Genomic DNA, 22,836 nt, shown 5'->3' on the forward strand with positions numbered 1-22,836 from the left:
ACATTCCGACCACAATCGCGCCTTTTATCAGGAGTAATTCCATGCCCTCGTTCGACGTGGTGTCGGAGCTGGATAAACACGAACTCACCAACGCCCTGGATAACGCGGCCAAGGAGCTGGAGCGGCGCTTCGATCTGCGCGGCAAATGCAGTTTCGAGGTCAAGGACAAGGCGGTCACGTTGACTGCCGAAGCCGATTTCATGCTCGAGCAGATGCTCGAAATCATTCGTTCCTGCCTGATCAAGCGCAAGATCGATGGTCAGTGCATGGAAACCAAGGATGCCTATGCATCCGGCAAGGTGGTCAAGCAGGAGGTCGAGTTCCGCGAAGGCATCGACAAGGAGCTGGCGAAGAAGATCGTCGCGCACATCAAGGACGCCAAGCTCAAGGTGCAGGCCGCCATTCAGGGCGAGCAGGTGCGGGTAACCGGCAAGAAGCGCGATGACCTGCAGGACTGCATCGCCTCCCTGCGCGGCAAGAATTTCGAGATGCCTCTGCAGTACAACAACTTCCGCGACTGACGGAATACGGGTGTCTTGCTCGGTCAGGATTATTGAACCTGACCGTGGCAACGACGTCGCACATTCTGTAACGCTCTCGCGAACGCCATGGTTGGGGTCCGTTGACGTTTCATGCAGCAACGCAGCTTGCGCCGAGACGTCAGCTCAGGCTGGTGAGGATCTGCCATGGCGTTTTCGTTTCACGCCCTAGAAGGAGTGCCAGATGGATATGAGCGTCGACCAGTTGGTCGTCATGTCGCAGGCCTGGATCCCGGTGTTGCTGCAGTACAGTGGCAAGCTGACCCTGGCCATCTTCACCTTGCTGATTGGCTGGTGGCTGATCAGCAAACTCACCAACAAGTTCAGCGCATTGATGGACGGCCGCAAGGTCGACCGTGCCCTGAGCAGCTTCATCGGCAGCCTGGCCAGCATCATCCTGAAAGTGCTGTTGATCATCAGCGTCGCTTCGATGATCGGTGTGGAAACCACCTCGTTCATCGCCGTGATCGGTGCTGCCGGTCTGGCCATCGGCCTGGCGCTGCAGGGCAGCCTGGCGAACTTCGCCGGCGGTGTGTTGATCATGCTGTTCCGACCGTTCAAGGCCGGTGACTTCATCGAGGCTCAGGGTGTTTCCGGTTCCGTCGATTACATCCAGATCTTCCACACCGTGTTGCGTACCGGCGACAACAAGGTGGTGATAGTGCCCAACGGCACGCTGTCCAACGGCATCATCACCAACCACTCACGGCAGACGACCCGCCAGGTGCTGTACGACGTGAAGCTCGATTATGACGCTGACCTGTCGAAGGCCCGAGACGTGTTGCTGGCGCTGTCCAAGGACGCGCGGGTGCATCAGGATCCGGCACCGGTCGTGGTGGTGTCCAGCCTGGGCGAGACCTCGATCAACCTGTCGCTGCGCATGTGGACCTCGGCCGGCGACTACTGGCCGGTGATCTTCATGCTCAATGAAAGCGTGCGTGATCGCCTGCGTGCCGAGGGTGTCGAACTGGCGCAGCCACCACGCATGGTGCAGGTGCAGCAGCAGGGCAGGGCGGGTTGATAGCAGCCCCTCTGCCAGACATGAAAAAGCCGACGGTCGTCGGCTTTTTCATGGGCCGAAGTCAGGCTTCGGGCTTCTCGGGTTCGCTGCTCGGCGCCATCGGCCGGCCGCCATGGCGGTGCCACTGGACCAGGATCAGGATCAGGGTCGGAACGCCCATCAGCGCGGTGATCAGGAAGAAGTCGGCATAGCCGTACTTTTCCACCAGCACGCCCGAGTAGCCACCGATCAGGCGTGGCAGCAGCAGCATGATCGAGCTGAGCAGGGCGTACTGGGTGGCCGAGAACTTCAGGTTGGTGAGGCTCGACAGGTAGGCGACGAAGGCGGCAGTGGCCAGCCCCGAGCTGAAGTTGTCGGCGGAGATGGTGAAGATCAGCATCTGCAGATCCGCGCCCATGCCGGCCAGCATCAGGAACAGCAGGTTGGTCGCCGCCGAAGCCACGCCGCCGATGAAGAGGATCGGCATGATGCCGAAGCGCACGATCAGCAGGCCGCCGGCACCGGCACCGACCAGGGTCATGATCAAGCCGAACAGCTTGCTGACGCTGGCGATCTGATCCTTGGTGAAACCCTGGTCGATGTAGAACACGTTGGCCATTACGCCCATCACCGTGTCGGACATGCGATAGGTGGCGATCAACCCGAGCAGCAGCAAGGCCTGCCAGCGGTAGCGCAGGATGAAGTCGTTGACCGGAGTCAGCACGGGAGCCAGGCCGCGGCGGCCGAAGGTCGACAGGCACAGGCAGGTGAGGATGGTGTAGAGGATGGCGCGCAGGAAGGCACGGTCCTCGAGCAGCAGATCCAGCAGGGTGGCTTCACCGGTGATCAGGCTGGGGAAGTCGGTGTTGTACAACTGGGTGAACATGGCCGGTACCGAGACCAGCAGAACGATCAGCACCAGCACCGATGCGATCTGGTGGCTGAATCCGTACTTGGCGGCTGCCAGCTGGGTCTTCAGGGAGACGTCGGGCTCCTTCATCCACAGGCTGGTGAGCAGGCCCGGCAGCATCAGCAGGGCGAACAGCAGATAGGTCCCGGCCCAGGCAGCGTGCTGGTAAAGCAGGGTGGTGGAGCCCAGCCCTTCGGCCACGTAAAGCGCGCCGGCGGTGGCCAGCAGCGCCGCGACCCGGTAACCGGCCATGTAGCTGGCAGCCAGAGCGGCCTGGCGGGTGTCGTCGACGATCTCCAGGCGGTAGGCATCGACGGCGATGTCCTGGGTCGCCGAAGCGAAGGCCACCAGCACCGCCAGGGCGATCAGCCAGGTCAGGTGGGTATGCGGATCGCACAGCGCCATACCCGCGAGGCCGATGGCGATCAGAATTTGCGACAGCACCAGCCAGGAGCGGCGCCTGCCCAACTTGCCGAGCAGTGGCAGGCGCCATTGGTCGAGCAATGGCGACCACACCCATTTGAATGCATAGGCCAGGCCGATCAGGCTGGCGAAACCGATGGTTTCCCGCGCCACGCCTGCTTCGCGCAACCACACGGAAAGTGTCGAGAACACCAGCATGTAAGGCAGGCCAGCGGCGAACCCGAGCAGCAGGAGAACCAGTGTCGAAGGACTGGAATAGGCGGCGATCGCGTCGCGCCAGCTTTTACGATGCATTGAACGGGGTCGGCCTGGAGGGAGAAGACATGAACAAATGGCGCACTCTAGGGGCTAGGGTCGGGTCAGTGCAAGCCAGCCATGCCGTGGTCGCATCGAGGTGTCAGGCCTCGTGCTCCAGAGGGCGCCAGCCATGACGTCGGATATCCACCCGACCATTGTGGGATAGCACCCCTTCGACGCGCAATCGGGCGCGTTGTTCAACACCGCTTGGCGTGTCGTCCGTCAGGCTCAGACGGCCCCCTGCGGCGACTACCCGGTGCCAGGGCAGGACGGTGCCGTCAGGCAGCTGGCTCAGCGTACGGCCCACCCAACGGGCGGCGCGACCCAGCCCGGCGAGGTCCGCCAATTGACCATAAGTGACCACCTTGCCGGTGGGTACCTGAGCGAGTGCCAGGTACAGGGCATCGCGGCGAGCCTGCTGATCCGCATCGGCCAGTGGCATGCTGTAATCCGCTTGTCGTTTGGCCATGGCTGGCTCCTGGGGGCGTGACCGCCTGGCGCGGCATTTTCTGCGCCCCATCGTGAACTCGCGTGAATTCCGTCGGTCATTTCTTGCTCATATAACGGGTATGCGGATAATGCCCGATTTATCGCGAACCGGAGCACCAGCATCCGCTTATGTTTACTCGAACTCTGTTGTGCCTGAGCCTCAGTACGGCGGCGATGCCGCTGATGGCCGATACCGTCTGGATGAAGAACGGTGACCGTCTGACCGGAACCATCAAGGTTCTCGATGGCGGCAAGCTGCTTCTGGAAACCGATTACGGTGGTTCCATTCCTCTGGACTGGAAAAAGATCGCGACACTCGACAGCGAACAGGAGTTGCTGGTCAAGGAGAACGACATCACTGGCGAGCGGGCCAAGTCGCTGCAGGCCTCCGACGCTGGCAAGGTCACCCTCGCCAACGGCGATGCGCCGAAGACCGTCGAGCTGGCGAGCATCAAGCAGATCATGAAGCCCAAGCCCTTCGTCGAAGACTTCATGTGGAAGGGCAACGTCGACGTGGCCATGGATTACAAGCGCGCCGAGAGCGACACCGATGACTACGACATCGATGTGAAGACCCAGGCGCGGCATGGCAAATGGCGCCACAACGCCACGCTGGACTACAACCGCGAGCTTCGCAACGACGTGGTCAGCACCGACAACTGGGGCACCGAGTACGCCCTGGACCGCTTCCTCGACGAGCAATGGTTCTGGCAGGGGCGTCTGGAGTACAAGCGCGACAAGATCGAAGATCTGGAGCGTCAGCGCACCATCGGTACCGGTCCGGGTTACCAGTTCTGGGACAACGAGCTGGGCGCGCTCTCCGTTGCCGGGCTGCTCAACCGTTCCGACTACGAATACTCCAATGGCGAGAAAGACAATTTCTACGCCATCAGCATGCGCTGGGATTACAACCGTTACCTGATCGGCAAGACCTTCGAGCTGTTCAGCACCGGTGAGCTGGGCAAGCCGCTGGCCAGCGCCGCCGACTACTCCCTGGATGCCGAAGTGGGCCTGCGTTACAAGGTCACCGACTGGGCATCCCTGAACATGAAGGCCTCGAAGGATCAGGTCAGCGGTTCGGAAGGCGACAAGGACGAGACCCGCTACACCGTTGGTTTCGGGGTAGGTTGGTAATCCGCCCCAAGTGCCGCATGCAAAAAAAGCCCTGCATTATGCAGGGCTTTTTCGTGGGCCATGGCTATTACAGGCGAACGCCACCATCGAGCTCGAGAATGCGCCCGGTGAAGTAGTCGTTTTCCAGCAGGTAGGCCACCGAATGGGCAATTTCCCGTGGCTTGCCCAGGCGCTTGAGCGGAATGACCGCCGTCATGCGCTCCAGTGCTTCGGGTTTCATGCTGGCGACCATGTCGGTTTCGATGAAACCCGGCGCCACCCCCGCCACGCGGATGCCATAACGGGCCAGCTCGCGGGCCCAGACCACGGTGTCGGCGGCGACGCCGGCCTTGGCGGCCGAGTAGTTGGCCTGACCGACGTTGCCGGCCCGGGAAACCGAAGAAATATTGATGATCGCGCCTTCGTTCTGCAGTTCGATCATCTTCGCCGCCACTTCCCGCGTGCACAGGAACACGCCGGTCAGGTTCACGTCGATCACCGACTGCCACTGTGCCAGGCTCATCTTGCTCATTTCGCCGTCCTTGACCTTGATGGTCAGGCCGTCGCGCAGAATCCCGGCGTTGTTGACCAGGCCATTGATCGAGCCGAAGTCTTCGGCGATCTGGGCGATGGTCTGGGTGACCTGCTCTTCACTGGCCACGTTGCACAGATAGGTGCGGGCCTGAACGCCCAGCGCCCGGCAGGCCGCTGCGGTGTCATCGAGTTTCTCCTGGTTGAGATCGACCAGGGCCAGACGCACCCGTTTCTCGGCGAGGTACTCGGCCATGGCCCGGCCAAGGCCCTGACCGCCGCCGGTGATGATGATGACCTTGTCTTCGAGTTGCATGCCAATCCCCTTCGAATCAGTTTGGCGGGATGCCGTTACCGCACTGTAGCGATTATCCTAAGCGCTTGTCTGCGTCCGTCGGGAGTCTTGATATGAGTGTGCAAGCCAATCGCCAGGCCCGGGAGTTGCTGCTCGGGGAGTACCGTGGCGCGTTGTCCACTCACTCCAGAGCGATGCCCGGCTTTCCTTTCGGCTCGGTGGTGCCCTACTGCCTGGATGCTCAGGGTTGGCCGCTGATCCTGATCAGCCGCATTGCCCAGCACACCCATAACCTCAAGGCGGACGCGAAGTGCTCGCTGTTGGTCGGGGAGCGCGGTGCCGAAGACGTTCAGGCGGTGGGGCGTCTGACCCTGCTGGCCGAAGCGAAGACGCTCCATGAGGCTGCCGATATCGAAGCGGCCGCCGAGCGCTATTACCGGTACTTTCCCGAATCACGCGGTTATCACAGTGCCCACGACTTCGATTTCTGGCGCTTGCAGCCCGTACGCTGGCGTTACATCGGCGGTTTCGGCGCGATTCACTGGCTCGATCAGGTGGCGCTGGATAACCACTTCGCCGGTGACACCGAGCTGCGCATGCTCGAACACATGAACAGCGACCATGCCGACGCCATCGCGCATTACGTCGCCCTGAGCGGGCTGCCCGCTACGGAACCTGCGCGGATGGTGGGTATCGACAGTGAGGGATTTCACCTGCGTATAGGCCACAGCCTCTACTGGCTGGCCTTTCCAATATCCTGTAACACTGCCGGGGAGGTGCGCGAAGCCTTGGTGCGCCTGGCGCGGGCCGACACGTGGCCAGAGCAATTCGAGACTTCAGCTTGAATTAAGCGCAACACCCCATACTTACCTCCTACTGGAAGTCGTTCTTCCGTCAAGGAAACCGCGATGCGCATTTTCATGTTGTTGTTCCTGCTGTTCCCGATTCTGGAACTGGCAGTGCTTATTTCGGTGGGCAGTGCCATTGGCGTGCTGCCGACCATTGCCCTGGTGATCGCGACGTCGATCTTCGGTGGCCTGATGCTGCGTATTGCCGGCATCACGACTGCCTGGCGTGCCCGCGAAAGGCTGGCCCGTGGTGAAATGCCCGACCAGGAGGTTCTGCAGGGCTTGATGATGGCGGTTGGTGGCGGTCTGCTGCTGCTGCCGGGCTTCATCACCGATGTCATCGGCCTGCTGTGTCTGCTGCCGTTCACCCGTCGCAAGCTGGTCGAACGCGTGCGTCGCCGGGCCGCCGAGCAGGCCGAGCGTCAGCGCGCCTTCGCCGACGACCTGGCTGCGCGCAATGGCCAGCCGGGCTCCGGTGGCCATCGTCCGAACGTGCTCGAAGGCGAGTACGAACGCCGCGACTGACCGAGCCCGGTTTCGCTGCAAGCGAGCCCCGATCTGGCCACGCCAGTTCGGGGCTCGCCGTTTTCGCACGGACGATTTTCGTTCCCCTGGCGGGAAAAAAATTCACCCCGCACCCTTGAATTGCTCTTGTTCGACCTTATGTAGCGGTCACCGCAAGGTTTTTCAGCGTATCTGCGCTGAAACATATTTCGGCGTTACGTGTAGTGCGCAGCGCCATGATCCTGCCGGTGAGAACACCGGTTGAAGTCAACAACTATTGGGAGAGATCGACAATGAAGCTTCGTCCTTTGCATGACCGCGTCGTGATCCGTCGCAGCGAAGAAGAAACCAAAACCGCTGGCGGTATCGTGCTGCCGGGCTCGGCCGCTGAGAAGCCGAATCAGGGCGAAATCGTTGCTGTTGGCACTGGCCGCGTTCTGGATAGCGGTGAAGTCCGTGCACTGGCCGTCAAGGTCGGTGACAAAGTGGTTTTCGGCCCTTACTCGGGTAGCAACACTGTCAAAGTCGACGGCGAAGACCTGCTGGTGATGAGCGAGAACGAAATCCTCGCTGTTGTCGAAGCCTGATTTCCCGCGAATCTCCGTTTAACCGTCAAGAATTGAGGATCAATTTCCATGGCTGCTAAAGAAGTTAAGTTCGGCGACTCCGCCCGCAAGAAAATGCTCGCCGGTGTGAACGTCCTGGCTGATGCCGTCAAAGCGACTCTGGGCCCGAAAGGCCGCAACGTGGTTCTGGAAAAGAGCTTCGGCGCTCCGACCATCACCAAGGACGGCGTTTCCGTCGCCAAAGAAATCGAGCTGAAAGATCGCTTCGAGAACATGGGCGCTCAGCTGGTCAAGGACGTTGCGTCCAAGGCCAACGACGCTGCCGGTGACGGCACCACCACCGCTACCGTTCTGGCTCAGGCTATCGTCAACGAAGGCCTGAAAGCCGTCGCTGCCGGCATGAACCCGATGGACCTCAAGCGTGGTATCGACAAAGCCACCATCGCCATCGTCAAAGAGCTGAAGAACCTGTCCAAGCCTTGCGCTGACACCAAGGCAATCGCTCAGGTCGGTACCATTTCGGCCAACTCCGACAACTCCATCGGCGACATCATTGCCGAAGCCATGGAAAAAGTCGGTAAAGAAGGCGTGATCACCGTTGAAGAAGGCTCTGGCCTGGAAAACGAACTGTCCGTCGTCGAAGGCATGCAGTTCGACCGTGGCTACCTGTCCCCGTACTTCATCAACAAGCCGGACACCATGGTTGCCGAGCTGGACAGCCCGCTGATCCTGCTGGTCGACAAGAAGATCTCCAACATCCGCGAAATGCTGCCGGTGCTGGAAGCTGTCGCCAAAGCTGGTCGTCCGCTGCTGATCGTTGCTGAAGACGTCGAAGGCGAAGCGCTGGCTACCCTGGTCGTCAACAACATGCGCGGCATCGTCAAGGTCGCTGCCGTCAAGGCGCCGGGCTTCGGTGATCGCCGCAAGGCCATGCTGCAAGACATCGCCATCCTGACTGGCGGTACCGTGATCTCCGAAGAAGTCGGTCTGAGCCTGGAAAGCGCCACCCTGGAGCACCTGGGTCAAGCCAAGCGCGTTGTCCTGAACAAGGAAAACACCACCGTCATCGACGGCGCTGGCCAGCAAGCCGACATCGAATCGCGCGTTGCGCAGATTCGCAAGCAGGTCGAAGACACTTCGTCCGACTACGACAAAGAGAAACTGCAAGAGCGTCTGGCCAAACTGGCTGGCGGTGTTGCCGTGATCAAGGTCGGTGCCGGTACCGAAGTCGAGATGAAAGAGAAGAAAGCCCGCGTTGAAGACGCCCTGCACGCTACCCGCGCAGCCGTCGAAGAAGGTGTGGTGCCTGGCGGTGGCGTTGCCCTGGTGCGCGCGCTGCAGTCGATCTCCGAGCTCAAGGGCGACAACGAAGACCAGAACGTCGGTATCGCTCTGCTGCGTCGCGCTGTCGAAGCGCCGCTGCGTCAGATCGTTGCCAACGCTGGTGACGAGCCGAGCGTCGTGGTCGACAAGGTCAAGCAGGGTTCGGGCAACTACGGCTACAACGCTGCAACTGGCGTCTACGGCGACATGATCGAGATGGGCATTCTCGATCCGGCCAAGGTCACCCGTTCCGCGCTGCAAGCTGCTGCGTCCATCGGCAGCCTGATGATCACCACCGAGGCGATGATCGCTGAAGTGCCTGACGACAAAGGCGCTCCGGCCATGCCTGACATGGGCGGCATGGGTGGCATGGGCGGCATGATGTAAGCCACCCGGCACCTGCAGTAACGAGAAACCCCGCGCTTGCCGCGGGGTTTTTTTATCTGTAGTTTCTGGCGACCGCCATGGCGGTATACCGTTCGTCTTGAGAAAAGTTGCAACTGCTTATCGTGATCTAGTGTTAGCAGACGGCGTTTGCAGCGCCATCAAGAGGTTGCACTCATGAGATTAGAAATAGCGCGAGGTTTGTTCCTTGTGGCGGCGCTCAGTGTATCGGTGGCAGCGGCTGCTTCCTGGTACGAACCTGGCCATGGCGTGGTGAGCAGCCATGGGCGCAGCTATTGTGCCAACCCCGATCTCAAACGCACCTCGGCGGCCCAGGCGCAGGCCAGTCAGAATCTGCTCTGGTTGGTGTTGGGCCTGTCTCAGGGCATGCGACCGCAAGGTTGAAAAAACCCACTCTCGTTCCGTTGGCAAAATAGTGAATTTCTCCACGGCTGGAAAACTCCGATACCCTGCGAGCTGACCCGAGCACATCGGCCAGATTTCAGGGAGTTCCAGCATGTCCGCACAACAGCGCCTCGGCGAACGCTTCAGTCAGTTGCATCGACAGGATGGTCTGCTGGTGCTGCCCAACCCCTGGGATGCCGGCTCGGCGAAGATGCTCGCCAGCCTCGGCTTCCAGGCGCTGGCCACCACCAGCGCCGGGTTGGCGTTTTCTTTGGGCCGGCGTGACGCGGAAGGCGCGATATCCCGTGACGAAGCCCTGGCCAATGCCCGGGATATCGTCGCCGCCACGGCCCTGCCGGTGGCCGCGGATCTGGAAAACGGTTACGGCGACAGCCCCCAGGACTGTGCCGAGACCCTGCGTCTGGCGGCAGCGGTCGGCCTGGTCGGTGGCTCCATCGAGGACGCCACCGGGCGCGCCGATGCCCCCATCTATGCGTTCGAGCTGGCAGTGGAGCGCATCCATGCCGCGGTCGCCGCTGCTCGTAGCCTGGGCTTTGCCTTCACCCTGACCGCGCGTGCAGAGAACTACCTGCACGGCCGCGCGGATCTGGACGACACCATCCGCCGTCTGGTGGCCTACGCCGAGGCGGGAGCCGACGTGCTCTATGCGCCGGGTCTGACAAGTCGCGAGGAGATCAGCGCGGTGGTGCAGGCGGTCGCGCCAAGACCGGTCAACGTGCTGGTCGGCTCGCCAAGCCTGAACCTGTCGCTGGACGAATTGGCCGAGCTCGGCGTCAAGCGCGTGAGCCTCGGCTCCAACCTGGCGCGGGTGGCTTATGGCGCCTTTCTGCAAGCCGCCACGGGGCTTGCCGACGGCGGCGATCTGCGTGGTGCCCAGCAAGCGGTGTCGTTCGACCGAATCAATGATCTGTTTCGCGGCTGAGCATGCGCAATTTTCTGATCGCGTTGCTGTTGCTCGTCATGGTGGGCGGGCCGCTGGCGCTGTACCGGCAGTGGATCGACGTGCCGCCACGCTGGAACCCCTGGGCACCGCTGGACCTGCGCGATGCGCCGAACTGGCTGACCGGCTACAAGCTTGGACGCCTGCAGGGCGATCCGGCGCTGTGCCGCACGGTGCTGGATACCTCGTCGCTGCGCTATGTGGCGTTGGCCGACAGCACACCTGCGGCCGACTGCCCGCTGACCAACACGGTGCGCGTGCAGGGCAGCGATGTACGCTTGAGCAGCAGTTTCATCGCCACCTGCCCGGTGGCGGCGGCATTCGCCCTGTTCGAGCGGCACGGTTTGCAGCCGGCGGCGCAGGAGGTGTTCGGCCAGCGCGTCACCCAGATCGACCATGTCGGCAGCTTCGCCTGCCGCACCATCGCCGGCAGTCAGCGGCGCAGCCAGCACGCTTCGGCCAATGCCCTGGATATCGTCGGCTTCCGCCTGGCCAATGGCAGCCGCATCAGCGTGCTGCGTGATTGGCCCGGCAGCGATGACAAATCGCTGTTTCTGCGCCAGGTACAGAAGGCTGCCTGCGCGAGCTTCAACACCACCCTGGGCCCCGACTACAACGCGGCTCACCGCGACCACTTCCATCTGGATATGGGCATGTTTCGGATGTGCCGCTGAGCGCTCAGACGGCCAGGCGTTGTTGCAGCGTCAGACGGCCGAGCAGCAGTTCCCAGGGATTCAGTGATTCCGCGAGCAACGCGTTGGTCTTGCTCCGTTCGCTTTCATCAAGCGTTGTCAGGGACTGCGGTTGCAGGGCCAGCTGATCGAGGGTGAGGGCACTTTCGGTGTCGTGCACCGAACAGACGAACTGGCGCTGCATCATCACATCTTCGAGGGTGCGAATGCCTTGTACCGGGGCCTCATCCGCCGCTGCCGGAGCGGGGAGCGGGAGCGTGCTATTGGCAGGGCTTTCCATCGACCACAGCACGCTGCGCAGAATCTGGTCGTACAGCGCCGAGCTGGCACTCGAGGGTGTACCGGCTTTCTGAGACGCGACCCGGGGATCACCGGGAATACGGGAGATGACATCGAACATCGGGCGGCTGGCTCTGGCAAACTATCGCATAGACAGGCTATCGGCCGATCAAGGCCCACATTGAGCCCTTTACCGTTATCGATGGACGATCCGCAATGAGTGAAAGACAGCCCGCCGCGCGTATCCGCATGGAGGCCCTCGCCCCGCACCTGCATGAAGCAGCGCAACAGTGGGCGCAGCGCCTCGGGTTGCCGGTGGAGGGGGAGGCCGAGTTCGCGCTGCAGCTGGGCGAAGCCGGCTTGCAACTGGTCGAACTTGGCCCTCAGGCGCCGGGGCCGGTGCGGGTGGATTTCGTCGAGGGCGCGGTCGCGCACCGGCGTCAGTTCGGGGGTGGTGCCGGGCAGATGATCGCCAAGGCCGTGGGCATCCAGCCGGGCATCCGGCCCCGGATGCTGGATGCCACCGCTGGTCTCGGACGCGATGCCTTCGTGCTCGCCAGCCTCGGTTGCACCGTCAGCCTGATCGAGCGCCAGCCGCTGATCGGCGCGCTGCTCGAGGACGGCCTGCTGCGGGCTGCCGCCGATGCCGAGGTGGCGGCCATCGTCGCGCGCATGCGTCTGCTGCAGGGCAACGCCATTTCCATCATGGCCGACTGGCAAGAGCAAGCGCCTCAGGTGATCTACCTAGACCCGATGTTTCCCCATCGCGACAAGAGCGCACTGGTGAAGAAGGAGATGCGCCTGTTCAGGCCTTTCGTTGGAGACGATCCGGATGCTCCGGCGTTGCTGGAAGCGGCCCTCGAACTCGCCAGCCACCGCGTGGTGGTCAAACGCCCACGCAAGGCGCCGATCATCGAGGGGGCGAAACCAGGTTATGCACTGGAGGGTAAGTCCAGCCGTTACGACATTTACCCGCTGAAGAAACTCACGCCTTAGAACCTGTTCACGATCTTTCGGCTCGACTTCAGCGCTTTAGCTGCAAAGTGGGGCGAAAGCAGCCGTTCGCCGATCCATTGTGGGAGCGCGCCACGCGCGCGAAAAATCGCGGGCATGGACTGGGCGTCCCCGCCCGCTCCCACAGATACTGCGCCGATGACCGCTAACGCCTTGTAGCAGTCTCTCTACTGTCGCCTAGAAAGATCGTGAACAGGTTCTTGAGCGAACCGCTCTGCGGTCTCGATCCAACCTGAACGTTTTTACTGGCACCTACCTCAGATTCTGAACGGATGCACCAGACATCCGAGCGAACCGAGGTAGCCCCATGAGCGAGACCATCACTGACGGCTCACAACGCCGTGCGATTTCCCTGTCGTTGAACGGCAGCCCCCTCAACATCGAGGTGTATCCGTGGATCACCGCCCTCGATCTGCTGCGTGAAGAACTCGACCTGATCGGCACCAAGAAGGGCTGTGATCACGGTCAGTGCGGTGCCTGCACGGTGCTGCTCGACGGCCGCAGGGTCAACGCCTGTCTGACCCTGGCGGTGATGCTCGACGGCCACGAGCTGACGACCATCGAAGGGCTGGCGCAGAACGGCGAGCTGCATCCGATGCAGCGCGCTTTCGTCAAACACGATGCCTTCCAGTGCGGCTACTGCACGCCCGGACAGATCTGTTCGGCGGTCGGTCTGGCGGCTGAAGGGCGCATCGACGATGCCGCTGACATTCGCGAGCGGATGAGCGGCAACCTGTGCCGCTGCGGTGCCTACAGCAACATCGTCGCGGCCATCGAAGAAGCCTTGCCGGCCTGTGAAAAGGCGGTGCGCCCATGACGCCTTTCGCCTACAGCAAACCCCAGGGCATCGACGAAGCCGTGCGCCTGGCCGGGCCGGACAGCCTGTTCATCGCCGGTGGCACCAACATCGTCGACCTGATGAAGGAAAACCTGGTGCGGCCCAAGCGGCTGATCGACATCAATGCCTTGCCCCTGCGCGACGTGGAGCCCACTGCCGATGGTGGCCTGCGCATCGGAGCGCTGGTCAGCAATGCCGATCTGGCCTGGCACCCGGAGGTGGAGGGTCGCTATCCGCTGCTCAGCCAGGCGCTGTTGTCCGGTGCCTCGCCGCAGTTGCGCAACATGGCCAGTGCCGGCGGCAACCTGCTGCAGCGTACCCGCTGCCATTACTTCTACGACAGCCAGGTGCCGTGCAACAAGCGCGAGCCCGGCAGTGGTTGCCCGGCGCGCGTGGGCCTCAACCGCTACCACGCGCTATTCGGTGCCAGTGAGCACTGCGTGGCGGTACACCCCTCGGACTTCTGCGTGGCGCTCGCCGCGCTCGACGCTCAGGTGGTAATCATCGGCCCCGGCGGCGAGCGCCGCGTGCCCTTCGCCGAGTTCCATCGCCTGCCGGGCGATACCCCACAGCAGGATACCGTGCTGGAGGCGGGTGAGCTGATCCTGGCCATCGAGTTGCCGGCCGAGGGTTTCGCCTCCCATCACGCCTACCTCAAGTTGCGTGATCGGGCCTCGTTCGCCTTCGCCCTGGTATCGGTGGCGGCGGCGCTGAAGTTCGATGCCGATGGGCAGATCCGCCAGGCGCGCCTGGCCCTGGGCGGGGTTGCGCACAAACCCTGGCGGCGCATCGAGGTGGAGGACAGCCTGGTCGGCCTGACCGCCAGCAACGAGCACTTCGAGGCGGCCGCGGAGTTGCTTCTCCGCGATGCTCAGCCGCTGATCCACAACGGCTTCAAGGTGGAGCTGGCGCGCCGCGCCATCGTTCGCGCCCTGACCACCGCCGCAGAAGGAGACCGCCCATGAACGCGCCTACGCTCGGCAAACCCCTCGACCGTGTCGACGGCCCGCTGAAGGTCAGTGGCCAGGCCCGTTATGCGGCTGAATATCCCGCCGATGATCTGCTGCACGGCAGCGTGATCTGCAGCGTGATCGCACGCGGCCGCATCACCCGCATCGATGCCTCGGCAGCCGAGGCTCTGCCTGGGGTCAAACGGGTGCTCAGCCATGAAAGTCGTCCGCCAATGGCGCAGGACGATGAGAGCTATGAAGACGACGACGCGGCCGACGGCTCGCCCTTTCGTCCGCTGTTCAACGCGCGCGTGCGCTACAGCGGCCAGCCCGTGGCACTGGTGGTCGCCGACAGTCTGGAGCTCGCTCGCCATGCCGCTTCGCTGGTGCGCATCGAGTACCAGCAGCAGCCTCATGCCACGGACCTTCTGCAGGTGCTCGACAGTGCCCATGCAGCGCCGGCCGAACTGCCGGAGCGTCGTGGCGACGCCGATGCGATCATCGCGGGTGCACCGCTGCGCCTGGAGCTCGAATACGAGCTACCCAACGAGTATCACCACCCCATGGAGCCCCATGCCTCGACGGTGATCTTCCAGGCCGACGGTAGCTTGCTGGTGCACGACAAGACCCAGGGGCCGCAGAACAGTCAGCAGTACCTGGCCAGCGTGCTCAAGCTCGACCCTGCGCGGGTGCGTATTCTGTCGTCCTTCGTTGGCGGCGCGTTCGGTTCGGGGCTGCGCCCGCAGTATCAGTTGCCACTGGCGGCCATGGCGGCCTTGACCTTGCAGCAATCGGTACGTGTCACGCTCACCCGCCAGCAGATGTTCACCTTCGGCTATCGCCCCCGTACCGTGCAGCGGCTGCAACTGGGCGCAGCCGCCGACGGCAGGCTGCAGGGGCTGGTGCACGAAGTGATCGGCCAGACCTCGCGCTTCGAAGACTTCACCGAACACGTCGCCGAGTGGTCGGGCATGCTCTACCACTGCGACCATCTGCGCCTGGCCTATCGTTTGGCGCCACTGGACGTTTACACCCCGCTGGACATGCGCGCGCCTGGCGCCGCGACAGGGCTGTTCGCCCTGGAATCGGCCATGGACGAACTGGCCTGGGCGGCTGGCGTCGACCCCGTGCAACTGCGCCTGACCAACTACGCGGAAACCAACCAGAACGAAGGCAAGCCATACTCCAGCAAGGAGCTGCGAGCCTGCTACCAACAGGGCGCCGACGCTTTCGGCTGGAGCAAGCGCAGCCCGCAACCGCGCAGCATGCGCGTGGGTGATCAACTGATCGGCTACGGCATGGCCACCGGGGTGTGGGAGGCTATGCAGATGCCGGCCAGTGCCCGCGCCACGCTGACCGCCGATGGTCGTCTGATCGTCGCCAGCGCGACCTGCGACATCGGCCCTGGCACTGCCACGGTCATGACTCAGATCGCCGCCGACACCCTCGGTATGGATCCCGCCCGTGTCGAGTTCCGACTTGGCGACTCGAGCCTGCCCAAGGCGCCGTTGCAGGGCGGCTCCTTCACCGTATCTTCGGTCGGCAGTGCGGTGCGCGAAGCCTGTCTGGCGCTGGCTGAACAGCTCTGCGATGCTGCCCGGCAACTGCCCGGGGCGCCCTTCAGCGATGCCAGCGCATTGCGTTTCGCCGGCGGTCGCGTGCAGCAGGGCGAGGATACCGAGCGGTCGGTAGATCTCGACACGCTGCTGGCTCGCCACGGCAGCCTCGAAGCTGAGGTGCAGGCACAGCCCGGCAAACTGCGCGAGCGCTATGCCAGCGCCACCCACTCGGCGGTGTTCGTCGAGGTGCAGGTGGATGAGGCCTTGGGCACCGTGCGGGTTACCCGGGTGGTCAGCGCGATTGCCGCTGGCCGGGTGATCAATGCCAAGACCGCGCGCAGCCAGATTCTCGGTGGTGTGGTCTGGGGTATCGGCATGGCCCTGCACGAGGAGGCGATGATCGATCACGAGCTGGGTCGCTGCATGAACCACAACCTGGCCGATTATCACCTGCCGGTGCATGCGGACATTGGTGATATCGAGGTGATCTTCGTCGACGAGGACGACCCGATCGTCAACCCGCTGGGCTCCAAGGGCGTTGGTGAAATCGGTATCGTCGGCGTCGCTGCGGCAGTGGCCAATGCGGTCTATCACGCCACCGGCAAGCGTATCCGCCAGTTGCCGATCACCCTCGACAAGCTGCTTTGAGCGACGCAGATGACGGGTCCGCCGCGGCAGGCCCGTCATCGCGTTGTCCCGGTTCGCTACGCACCACCAGCCAGATACCCACTCCAGAAATCACCGTGCCCAGGCCCATCAGCCAGGACAGCGGCTCACCGAACATCGCCCAGGCCCACACCAGGGTCACTGCCGGGCTCAGGTACAGCACGCTGGCCACCCGGGTTGGCGTCGAGCGCTTCAGGCACAGCCAGTACAAGCCGTAGCCGCCGGTGGTGGAAATGCTCGTCCACAGCACGCTCAGGGCGAAACCAGTGGAGGGCAGCGGCATCAGGCTGCCGTCCATTGCGGCCAGCAGCGCAAACGGCACGCAACAGATGCAGCACTGCAGCCACAGGTTGCCGAGCAGGTCGAGCGACGATGTGGCCTTGGTGCGTTTCTGCCACAGAGTGGCGATCGCCAGCGAGAGCATGCCCAGCAGTGGCAAACCATAGACCCACAACTGCGCATCGCCCCAAGCCAGCGCATCCGAGGTGACCAGCACCACGCCCGTCAGACCGATGATCAGGCCGAGCCGGGTGCGCCAACCCAGATGTTGTCGGAACACCAGCACGCTGAGCAGGGCGACCCCCATGGGCAGCAGGTCGGCCAATAGAGCGGCGAGCCCGGCAGGCACGCCCAGGGCGATGCCCTGAACCACACCGGCCAGGTAACCGCCCATCGCCAGCAAACCGATGCCGGCGTGGCGCAGCAGGGTGGCAGGCGAGGCGTGGCGCAGACGCGGTAACGCCCAGGGCGCCAGCAGCAGCGCGAACAGCAGGCTGCGCCAGAACACTACCAGCATGGCGGGTGCATGATCGAGGGAGAAGCGGGCGCCGATAAAGCCCGAGCTCCAGATCACCACCAGCGCCGCTTCGAGTACCAGCAGCGGAATGGCGACGGGCCAGAGGCGAGCGGTGGGTGCAGAGGACATGGCAGATGACCGGACGAAGGGTGTAGGTCCAGGCTACGAAAGCGGGATAATCTAATAAATCAAAATGTATTGAATCAATCGTTCGGATTTTTTGAATTATGAGCGCCATACTCGACATCGAACTGATCCGCACCTTCCACACGGTGGCGCGCAGCGGCCGCTTCAAGGCCGCCGCCGAGCAACTGCACAAGAGTCCGGCGGCGATCAGCGTGCATATCCAGCGCCTGGAAGCGGTCGCCGGGGGGCGGTTGTTCGACCGCGACAATCAGTCGGTGGCGTTGACCGTGCTGGGCAAACGGCTGTTGCGCTCGACCAGCGAACTGCTCAGCACCCACGACCGGGTGCTCGCCGAGCTGCACGGCCCGCGGCTGGTCGGGCGCATTCGACTGGGAATACCCGACGAGTACGCCGCCCATGTGATCCGCGACATCCTGCCGGTCTTCGCGGCGGCCTGGCCCAACGTGGTGCTGGAGGTGAAGACCGCCTCCAGCTACACGCTGCGTGACCAGGTGCAGGCCGGCAAGCTGCATGCTGCGGTGCTTAACCTGCCGCTGCAGCAGCGCGAGCCCAGGGCCCAGGCGCTGGTCGCCACCACGCCGGTATGGGTCGCGGCGGCGTCCCATCCGCAGCCCGGAAAAGGCATCATCCCACTGGCCATTCACGCCGCCGACTGCCCGTACCGCAGCCTGATGCTGGAGTCGCTGAAAGTGGCCGGTCACACCTGGCGGGTGGTGCTGGAAAGCCCGTCCAGCCAGGCCATCAGGGCCTGCGTCGAGTCGGGGCTGGCAATTACCCTGATGGATCGCGCGAAAATGAGCAGCGCCATGCGCATCGTCGAGGAACTGCCCCAGGCCACTGAGCACCAGGTGGTGTTCCTGCGCTCATCCAGGGCGCGCGACAACGAGGCGATCGAGCTGCTTGCCCAGGCCATTCATCAGCATTTCCGGCTGTGAGCAGGGTGCCTGCAGCGAATGCCTTCACCCAGGGTTTCGCGTGTAGCGACTTGTAGACGACCGGTCTATTTTTTTCTATCATGCGCGGCATATGAAAAAACCAGCTCAAGACATGCGACAGCACATCATCGATGTGGCCAAGTCGCTGATGACCCATAAAGGCTATACCGCCGTGGGCCTGGCAGAGGTATTGAGTACCGCTGGCGTGCCCAAGGGGTCGTTCTACTACTACTTCAAGTCGAAGGAAGAGTTCGGCCAGGCGTTGCTGGAGGAGTACTTCTCCGAATACCTGGGGCGTGTCGATGCGCTCATGGCGCGGCCGGGTAGCGGCGCCGAGCGTCTACTGGCCTACTTCAACTACTGGACGGAGACTCAGGGCACCGAGCTTCCCGAGGGCAAGTGCCTGGTCGTGAAACTGGGCGCAGAGGTCTGTGACCTGTCCGAAGACATGCGTGGCGTTCTCGAAAGAGGGACGGCGAAGATCATTCAGCGCATCACCGCCTGTGTCGATATGGGCGTCGCCGATGGCAGCGTCGATGCGGATGGAAATAGCAGAGACTTCGCTGAATCGCTCTATCAACTCTGGCTGGGGGCCAGTCTCCTGGTGAAGGTGAACAAGTCCACCGAGTCTTTCGACACCGCCATGAGCATGACCAAGCGCCTGCTTCGTTAGCATGCGCTTTTTTTTACCCGGTAACTAGACGACCGGTCTACTTTTGGATGATTCAGATGACTGACAACAGCGCACTTACCGATCTTTTCTCGCCCACCCGAATGGGCTCCATCGAACTGGCGAACCGTATCGTCATGGCGCCGGTAACGCGCAGCCGCTACGACGAGGACGGTGTACCCGGCGAACTGCATGCCACCTACTACGCGCAGCGTGCCACCGCTGGATTGATCGTGGCCGAGGCCACCAACATCTCTGCCCAGGGCCGAGGTTATGCCGCCACACCCGGCATCTGGAGCGATGAGCAGGTGGCGGGCTGGCGCAAGGTCACGGATGCGGTGCATGCGGCAGGAGGCAAGATCGTCAGCCAGCTCTGGCACGTCGGGCGCTTTTCCAGTGTCGAGCTGCAGCCCGGTGGGCAGGCGCCGGTAGCACCGTCGGCGATCGGGGCCGAAGGCAACACCTATACGACGGCAGGCTTTGTCCCCGTATCGATGCCGCGGGCGCTGGAGACCGATGAAATTTCCGGAATCATCGATCAGTACAGGCTCGCCGCTGCAAACGCCAAGCGGGCAGGCTTCGATGGCGTCGAGGTCCACTCCGCCAACAGCTACCTGCTCGACCAGTTTCTGCGGGATTCCACCAACCAGCGTACCGACCGATACGGTGGCTCGATCGAGAACCGCGCGCGCCTCACCCTGGAAGTCACTCGTGCCGTCATCGAGATCTGGGGCAGTGATCGGGTCGGCATCCGCTTGTCGCCGGTGACTCCTGATGCCGGCAATACGCCGCCCGACAGCAACGTCATGGCGCTGCATGGCTATCTCATCGAGCAACTCAACCACCTGAGTCTGGCCTATCTGCACGTCGTCGAAGGCGCGACGGCCACCTCCCGCGAGGTTCCGCCGGGCGTGGACATGGATGCCTTGAGCGGCCTGTTCGATGGCCCCTTCATCGGCAACAACAACTACGACCTGGACATGGCCATCGAGCGCCGCGGCCAGGGGAAGATCGATGCAGTGGCCTTTGGTCGTCTGTTCATCTCGAACCCCGACCTGGTGCAGCGCTTGCGCGTCGGCGCCGAGCTGACCATCGCGCCGCGTGAGTCCTATTACGGCGGCGGCGCCAAGGGCTACACCGATTGGCCCCTCGGCAACTACTGAGCCGAGCCCTCGCTTGGCCCGTCATCGCTTTCTCTCTCAGCCAGCATCACCGTTGAACGGTAAAGGTGGATATGAATCATCTCAGCAATAAAACAGCGATCGTCACCGGCGCCTCATCCGGCATCGGCGCAGCGACGGCCAGGGCACTCGCGGCGCGGGGCGCCAATGTCGTCGCCGCTGCCCTGGACGACGAGGGGCTGACAGCCCTGGTCAGCGAGCTTCGTGCCTCGGGCCATGCCGCGGTGAGTTGCGTGACCGATGTGACGAGTCTCGAAGACACCAAGCGCCTCGCGCAATTTGCCGTAGAGACCTACGGCTCGGTGGATATCTTGGTCAACAACGCCGGCTTGATGCTGTTCTCCAATTGGCTCGACGTCGCTGTCGAGGATTGGAACGCCATGATCGACGTGAACATCAAGGGCTATCTCAACACCATTGCCGCGGTGCTGCCTCTGATGATCGAGCGCAAGTCCGGCCAGATTCTCAACATGGATTCGGTTGCCGGGCACCAGGTGGGCGCCGCTGCCGGTGTTTACAGCGCCACGAAGTTTTTCGTGCAGGCCATGACGGAATCGATGCGCAAGGAGCTGGGCGTCCACCACGGCATCCGTGCCAGCACCATCAGCCCGGGCGTTATCAACACCGGCTGGGCAGACAAGGTCAACGACCCTGAAGGCCGCAAGGCTGCCAGGGCGCTCAATGAAATCGCCATCGCGCCCGAAGACATCAGCCGTGCGGTGCTTTACGCACTCGATCAGCCGGCCAACGTCACCGTGAACGATTTGATCATCTCGCCAACCCGCCAGGATTGGTGATCGCCCCGGCAACCCCGCGATTCACCCATCGAACAGCACACTCAACCACAGGAGCACTCATTCATGAGCAACAACATCAAGGCAGTCGCCACTCGCGATTACAACGCCGTCATCGAGACGGCCAGCAAATACGTCGAAGGCCTGCGCGCCGGGAGCGTGGCGACCATCGAGCAGGCGTTCCACCCGGATGCGGTGATGTACGGCTTCACCAACGGTCAACTGCTCGGCGGCCCGATCAGCAATCTGTATCGGTTCGTCGAAACCAATGGCGATGCACCGGACATCACCACCCGCCTGGACGTGCTGGCAATCACTCCAACGACGGCTGTCGTGCGGGTCGACATGGAGAAGGACGCTATCGGTGCCGACTACAACGACTACCTGACGCTGCTCAAGGTCGACGGCAACTGGAAGGTCATCGCCAAGGTCTACCACCAGTTCGAAGGTTGATCCGCTACTGGTATCCGCGCCGCTGAAGCAGCGGCGCTCCCTCTCATTTCAGGAGAATCCCATGTCCAGAGTATTTATCGTCGGTGCGGCCGGTAAGGTGGGCAAGCGTCTGGTAAAGATCCTCGGTACTGTCGGTCATGATGTCGTCGCGCTGCATCGCAAGGCCGAGCAGGCGCAGGAACTCGAGGCGCTTGGCGCAACGGCGGTTCATGCAAACCTCACCGAACTGCAAGCCTCGTCTCTGGCCGCGATGATGACGGGCAGCGACGTCGTGGTGTTCACCGCTGGCGCTGGTGGCGCCGGTATGGCGTTAACCAACGCGATCGATGGCAAGGGGCTGGAAACCAGCGTGGCTGCAGCCCGGTTGGCAGGCGTGCGGCGCTTTCTGTTGGTGTCTGCGTTCCCGGAAGCGATGCGCGGCGAAGAAACCTCCGAAGGTTTCGAGAACTACATGAAGGTAAAGAAAAGCGCCGACGTGCACCTGGCGTCTTCCGAACTGGATTGGGTCGTCGTCAGGCCAGGCACGCTGCTCGACGAGCCGGGTAGCGGTAACGTTCATGCCGGTCTGGCCATCCCCTATGGCGAGATTGCGCGCGACGATGTGGCCGAGTTTCTCGCGGCACTGATCGACAAGCCCGAGCTGACGCGGCAGATCATCGAACTCACGCAGGGGCCCACCGCCATTCCCGTGGCTGTCAGTCAGCTAATTCCGGTACGGGCGTCGTGATGGCATGGACCGCGGAGCGGTTTGGGAGAGCGATGCATGGCATCCGTTGAATACAGCGCCGTTCTGAACGGCAGTGCGCAGCAAACCTGGCAGGTGCTGAGGCAGTTCGGTGGTATCGCCACCTGGCATCCGGCGATCGCCCGAAGCGAAATGGAGGATGGCAGGTCGGAGCGCGCCGTCGGTGCGATCCGCCGGCTCGTTCTCACGGACGGGGCGATATTGCGTGAGCGACTGCTGTCGATGGATGAAACCGACATGAGTCTTTCCTACCAGTTCGAAGAGTCGCCTCTGCCTCTCGATAATTATCGCGCACAGGTAAGGGTGCTCGGCGCAGATGACGGTTCCCGATGCGTGGTCGAGTGGAAGGCGACCTTCGATGTGCGCGAAGCGGGTACCACCGCCCATTTCGAAGGTGTGATCAACGAGTTGATCATCGGCGGCCATAACAGCCTGGCGGCTTTCCTGCAAAAATGACCGTCGGCTGCGGAGCCCGGTTGGCGACCGATGTCGCCATGGCAATCATGCTGCGGTACCGGGTGGTTGACCT

At 62.8% G+C, this 22,836-nt stretch carries 26 protein-coding genes; 21 read left to right on the forward strand and 5 right to left on the reverse strand.

Translation table 11 applies throughout. The features are described from left to right. The first annotated feature begins 41 nt into the window (after positions 1-41). Positions 42-521 (forward strand): YajQ family cyclic di-GMP-binding protein, encoded by a 480-nt coding sequence (locus tag FHR27_RS26335; protein ID WP_042554936.1) that lies wholly within the window; start codon positions 42-44, stop codon positions 519-521. A 202-nt stretch (positions 522-723) separates the two neighbouring features. Further along, positions 724-1,560, forward strand: coding sequence for a mechanosensitive ion channel family protein (locus tag FHR27_RS26340; protein WP_179539969.1), 837 nt, complete (start codon positions 724-726; stop codon positions 1,558-1,560). Positions 1,561-1,621: 61 nt separating this feature from the next. Here FHR27_RS26340 and FHR27_RS26345 read toward each other — a convergent pair whose 3' ends face one another. Both FHR27_RS26345 and FHR27_RS26350 read right to left on the reverse strand, forming a co-directional pair. Beyond that, positions 1,622-3,166: an AmpG family muropeptide MFS transporter gene (locus FHR27_RS26345; protein WP_042554938.1), complete on the reverse strand. Its 1,545-nt coding sequence runs from the start codon at positions 3,164-3,166 to the stop codon at positions 1,622-1,624. A gap of 103 nt (positions 3,167-3,269) precedes the next feature. Next, positions 3,270-3,638, reverse strand: a complete 369-nt coding sequence (locus tag FHR27_RS26350) for an MGMT family protein (protein WP_042554939.1) — start codon at positions 3,636-3,638, stop codon at positions 3,270-3,272. 149 nt (positions 3,639-3,787) lie between these two features. Between FHR27_RS26350 and FHR27_RS26355 the strand changes: the two genes are divergently transcribed. Further along, positions 3,788-4,792, forward strand: coding sequence for a DUF481 domain-containing protein (locus FHR27_RS26355; RefSeq protein ID WP_179539970.1), 1,005 nt, complete (start codon positions 3,788-3,790; stop codon positions 4,790-4,792). A 67-nt stretch (positions 4,793-4,859) separates the two neighbouring features. Here the strand turns inward: FHR27_RS26355 and FHR27_RS26360 are convergent, their stop codons facing one another. Then, positions 4,860-5,618 (reverse strand): SDR family oxidoreductase, encoded by a 759-nt coding sequence (locus FHR27_RS26360; RefSeq protein WP_179539971.1) that lies wholly within the window; start codon positions 5,616-5,618, stop codon positions 4,860-4,862. 92 nt (positions 5,619-5,710) lie between these two features. On the opposite strand from FHR27_RS26360, the gene FHR27_RS26365 reads away from it, so the two are divergent. The 7 genes from FHR27_RS26365 to FHR27_RS26395 all read left to right on the forward strand — a co-directional run bounded on the left by FHR27_RS26365 (position 5,711) and on the right by FHR27_RS26395 (position 11,262). Next, positions 5,711-6,442: a HugZ family pyridoxamine 5'-phosphate oxidase gene (locus tag FHR27_RS26365; protein ID WP_042554942.1), complete on the forward strand. Its 732-nt coding sequence runs from the start codon at positions 5,711-5,713 to the stop codon at positions 6,440-6,442. A 63-nt stretch (positions 6,443-6,505) separates the two neighbouring features. Beyond that, a complete protein-coding gene (locus tag FHR27_RS26370; protein ID WP_042554943.1) occupies positions 6,506-6,970 on the forward strand; it encodes an FxsA family protein in 465 nt (154 codons plus the stop codon). A 272-nt stretch (positions 6,971-7,242) separates the two neighbouring features. Further along, on the forward strand, positions 7,243-7,536 hold the full coding sequence (locus FHR27_RS26375; RefSeq protein WP_042554944.1) for a co-chaperone GroES: 294 nt from the start codon (positions 7,243-7,245) through the stop codon (positions 7,534-7,536). 48 nt (positions 7,537-7,584) lie between these two features. Next, positions 7,585-9,225 carry a chaperonin GroEL gene (groL, locus tag FHR27_RS26380; protein WP_042554945.1) on the forward strand — a complete coding sequence of 547 codons (1,641 nt, stop codon included), beginning with the start codon at positions 7,585-7,587 and terminating at the stop codon, positions 9,223-9,225. A 174-nt stretch (positions 9,226-9,399) separates the two neighbouring features. Next, on the forward strand, positions 9,400-9,627 hold the full coding sequence (locus tag FHR27_RS26385; RefSeq protein WP_042554946.1) for a hypothetical protein: 228 nt from the start codon (positions 9,400-9,402) through the stop codon (positions 9,625-9,627). 112 nt (positions 9,628-9,739) lie between these two features. Then, positions 9,740-10,570 carry an isocitrate lyase/PEP mutase family protein gene (locus FHR27_RS26390; protein ID WP_179539972.1) on the forward strand — a complete coding sequence of 277 codons (831 nt, stop codon included), beginning with the start codon at positions 9,740-9,742 and terminating at the stop codon, positions 10,568-10,570. A gap of 2 nt (positions 10,571-10,572) precedes the next feature. Continuing rightward, the gene (locus FHR27_RS26395; RefSeq protein ID WP_179539973.1) at positions 10,573-11,262 is read left to right on the forward strand and encodes an extensin-like domain-containing protein; all 690 of its coding nucleotides are present in this window, start codon (positions 10,573-10,575) and stop codon (positions 11,260-11,262) included. A 4-nt stretch (positions 11,263-11,266) separates the two neighbouring features. Here the strand turns inward: FHR27_RS26395 and FHR27_RS26400 are convergent, their stop codons facing one another. Next, positions 11,267-11,680: a hypothetical protein gene (locus FHR27_RS26400; protein ID WP_179539974.1), complete on the reverse strand. Its 414-nt coding sequence runs from the start codon at positions 11,678-11,680 to the stop codon at positions 11,267-11,269. A gap of 95 nt (positions 11,681-11,775) precedes the next feature. Between FHR27_RS26400 and FHR27_RS26405 the strand changes: the two genes are divergently transcribed. The 4 genes from FHR27_RS26405 to FHR27_RS26420 all read left to right on the forward strand — a co-directional run bounded on the left by FHR27_RS26405 (position 11,776) and on the right by FHR27_RS26420 (position 16,568). Further along, complete coding sequence (locus FHR27_RS26405) at positions 11,776-12,555, forward strand: class I SAM-dependent methyltransferase (protein WP_042554950.1); 780 nt, start codon at positions 11,776-11,778, stop codon at positions 12,553-12,555. A gap of 325 nt (positions 12,556-12,880) precedes the next feature. Next, positions 12,881-13,390 carry a (2Fe-2S)-binding protein gene (locus tag FHR27_RS26410; protein WP_042554951.1) on the forward strand — a complete coding sequence of 170 codons (510 nt, stop codon included), beginning with the start codon at positions 12,881-12,883 and terminating at the stop codon, positions 13,388-13,390. Further along, entirely contained in the window at positions 13,387-14,376 is a 990-nt protein-coding gene (locus tag FHR27_RS26415) for an FAD binding domain-containing protein (protein WP_179539975.1), read from the forward strand. Before FHR27_RS26410 ends, FHR27_RS26415 begins: the two co-directional genes overlap by 4 nt. Further along, entirely contained in the window at positions 14,373-16,568 is a 2,196-nt protein-coding gene (locus FHR27_RS26420) for a xanthine dehydrogenase family protein molybdopterin-binding subunit (protein ID WP_179539976.1), read from the forward strand. Before FHR27_RS26415 ends, FHR27_RS26420 begins: the two co-directional genes overlap by 4 nt. Here the strand turns inward: FHR27_RS26420 and FHR27_RS26425 are convergent. Beyond that, positions 16,546-17,511, reverse strand: a complete 966-nt coding sequence (locus FHR27_RS26425; protein WP_179539977.1) for a DMT family transporter — start codon at positions 17,509-17,511, stop codon at positions 16,546-16,548. The genes FHR27_RS26420 and FHR27_RS26425 overlap by 23 nt on opposite strands. Positions 17,512-17,609: 98 nt before the next feature. Between FHR27_RS26425 and FHR27_RS26430 the strand changes: the two genes are divergently transcribed. The 7 genes from FHR27_RS26430 to FHR27_RS26460 all read left to right on the forward strand — a co-directional run bounded on the left by FHR27_RS26430 (position 17,610) and on the right by FHR27_RS26460 (position 22,763). Next, positions 17,610-18,464 carry a LysR family transcriptional regulator gene (locus FHR27_RS26430; protein WP_179539978.1) on the forward strand — a complete coding sequence of 285 codons (855 nt, stop codon included), beginning with the start codon at positions 17,610-17,612 and terminating at the stop codon, positions 18,462-18,464. A gap of 91 nt (positions 18,465-18,555) precedes the next feature. Continuing rightward, the gene (locus FHR27_RS26435; protein WP_179539979.1) at positions 18,556-19,137 is read left to right on the forward strand and encodes a TetR/AcrR family transcriptional regulator; all 582 of its coding nucleotides are present in this window, start codon (positions 18,556-18,558) and stop codon (positions 19,135-19,137) included. 56 nt (positions 19,138-19,193) lie between these two features. Further along, the gene (locus tag FHR27_RS26440) at positions 19,194-20,297 is read left to right on the forward strand and encodes an alkene reductase (RefSeq protein WP_179539980.1); all 1,104 of its coding nucleotides are present in this window, start codon (positions 19,194-19,196) and stop codon (positions 20,295-20,297) included. A gap of 71 nt (positions 20,298-20,368) precedes the next feature. Beyond that, on the forward strand, positions 20,369-21,112 hold the full coding sequence (locus tag FHR27_RS26445; RefSeq protein ID WP_179539981.1) for an SDR family oxidoreductase: 744 nt from the start codon (positions 20,369-20,371) through the stop codon (positions 21,110-21,112). A gap of 63 nt (positions 21,113-21,175) precedes the next feature. Continuing rightward, positions 21,176-21,562 (forward strand): nuclear transport factor 2 family protein, encoded by a 387-nt coding sequence (locus tag FHR27_RS26450; protein WP_042554959.1) that lies wholly within the window; start codon positions 21,176-21,178, stop codon positions 21,560-21,562. A gap of 61 nt (positions 21,563-21,623) precedes the next feature. After that, on the forward strand, positions 21,624-22,289 hold the full coding sequence (locus tag FHR27_RS26455; protein WP_179539982.1) for an SDR family oxidoreductase: 666 nt from the start codon (positions 21,624-21,626) through the stop codon (positions 22,287-22,289). A 36-nt stretch (positions 22,290-22,325) separates the two neighbouring features. Beyond that, positions 22,326-22,763 (forward strand): SRPBCC family protein, encoded by a 438-nt coding sequence (locus FHR27_RS26460; RefSeq protein ID WP_179539983.1) that lies wholly within the window; start codon positions 22,326-22,328, stop codon positions 22,761-22,763. The last annotated feature ends 73 nt before the right edge of the window (positions 22,764-22,836 follow it).

This window comes from Pseudomonas flavescens (assembly GCF_013408425.1).
Lineage (GTDB): Bacteria > Pseudomonadota > Gammaproteobacteria > Pseudomonadales > Pseudomonadaceae > Aquipseudomonas > Aquipseudomonas fulva_A.

Coding starts and splice junctions, on each gene's coding strand:
- FHR27_RS26335 (WP_042554936.1), top strand. CDS start 42: ATGCCCTCGTTCGACGTGGTGTCGGAGCTGGATAAACACGAACTCACC.
- FHR27_RS26340 (WP_179539969.1), top strand. CDS start 724: ATGGATATGAGCGTCGACCAGTTGGTCGTCATGTCGCAGGCCTGGATC.
- FHR27_RS26345 (WP_042554938.1), bottom strand. CDS start 3,166: ATGCATCGTAAAAGCTGGCGCGACGCGATCGCCGCCTATTCCAGTCCT.
- FHR27_RS26350 (WP_042554939.1), bottom strand. CDS start 3,638: ATGGCCAAACGACAAGCGGATTACAGCATGCCACTGGCCGATGCGGAT.
- FHR27_RS26355 (WP_179539970.1), top strand. CDS start 3,788: ATGTTTACTCGAACTCTGTTGTGCCTGAGCCTCAGTACGGCGGCGATG.
- FHR27_RS26360 (WP_179539971.1), bottom strand. CDS start 5,618: ATGCAACTCGAAGACAAGGTCATCATCATCACCGGCGGCGGTCAGGGC.
- FHR27_RS26365 (WP_042554942.1), top strand. CDS start 5,711: ATGAGTGTGCAAGCCAATCGCCAGGCCCGGGAGTTGCTGCTCGGGGAG.
- FHR27_RS26370 (WP_042554943.1), top strand. CDS start 6,506: ATGCGCATTTTCATGTTGTTGTTCCTGCTGTTCCCGATTCTGGAACTG.
- FHR27_RS26375 (WP_042554944.1), top strand. CDS start 7,243: ATGAAGCTTCGTCCTTTGCATGACCGCGTCGTGATCCGTCGCAGCGAA.
- groL (WP_042554945.1), top strand. CDS start 7,585: ATGGCTGCTAAAGAAGTTAAGTTCGGCGACTCCGCCCGCAAGAAAATG.
- FHR27_RS26385 (WP_042554946.1), top strand. CDS start 9,400: ATGAGATTAGAAATAGCGCGAGGTTTGTTCCTTGTGGCGGCGCTCAGT.
- FHR27_RS26390 (WP_179539972.1), top strand. CDS start 9,740: ATGTCCGCACAACAGCGCCTCGGCGAACGCTTCAGTCAGTTGCATCGA.
- FHR27_RS26395 (WP_179539973.1), top strand. CDS start 10,573: ATGCGCAATTTTCTGATCGCGTTGCTGTTGCTCGTCATGGTGGGCGGG.
- FHR27_RS26400 (WP_179539974.1), bottom strand. CDS start 11,680: ATGTTCGATGTCATCTCCCGTATTCCCGGTGATCCCCGGGTCGCGTCT.
- FHR27_RS26405 (WP_042554950.1), top strand. CDS start 11,776: ATGAGTGAAAGACAGCCCGCCGCGCGTATCCGCATGGAGGCCCTCGCC.
- FHR27_RS26410 (WP_042554951.1), top strand. CDS start 12,881: ATGAGCGAGACCATCACTGACGGCTCACAACGCCGTGCGATTTCCCTG.
- FHR27_RS26415 (WP_179539975.1), top strand. CDS start 13,387: ATGACGCCTTTCGCCTACAGCAAACCCCAGGGCATCGACGAAGCCGTG.
- FHR27_RS26420 (WP_179539976.1), top strand. CDS start 14,373: ATGAACGCGCCTACGCTCGGCAAACCCCTCGACCGTGTCGACGGCCCG.
- FHR27_RS26425 (WP_179539977.1), bottom strand. CDS start 17,511: ATGTCCTCTGCACCCACCGCTCGCCTCTGGCCCGTCGCCATTCCGCTG.
- FHR27_RS26430 (WP_179539978.1), top strand. CDS start 17,610: ATGAGCGCCATACTCGACATCGAACTGATCCGCACCTTCCACACGGTG.
- FHR27_RS26435 (WP_179539979.1), top strand. CDS start 18,556: ATGAAAAAACCAGCTCAAGACATGCGACAGCACATCATCGATGTGGCC.
- FHR27_RS26440 (WP_179539980.1), top strand. CDS start 19,194: ATGACTGACAACAGCGCACTTACCGATCTTTTCTCGCCCACCCGAATG.
- FHR27_RS26445 (WP_179539981.1), top strand. CDS start 20,369: ATGAATCATCTCAGCAATAAAACAGCGATCGTCACCGGCGCCTCATCC.
- FHR27_RS26450 (WP_042554959.1), top strand. CDS start 21,176: ATGAGCAACAACATCAAGGCAGTCGCCACTCGCGATTACAACGCCGTC.
- FHR27_RS26455 (WP_179539982.1), top strand. CDS start 21,624: ATGTCCAGAGTATTTATCGTCGGTGCGGCCGGTAAGGTGGGCAAGCGT.
- FHR27_RS26460 (WP_179539983.1), top strand. CDS start 22,326: ATGGCATCCGTTGAATACAGCGCCGTTCTGAACGGCAGTGCGCAGCAA.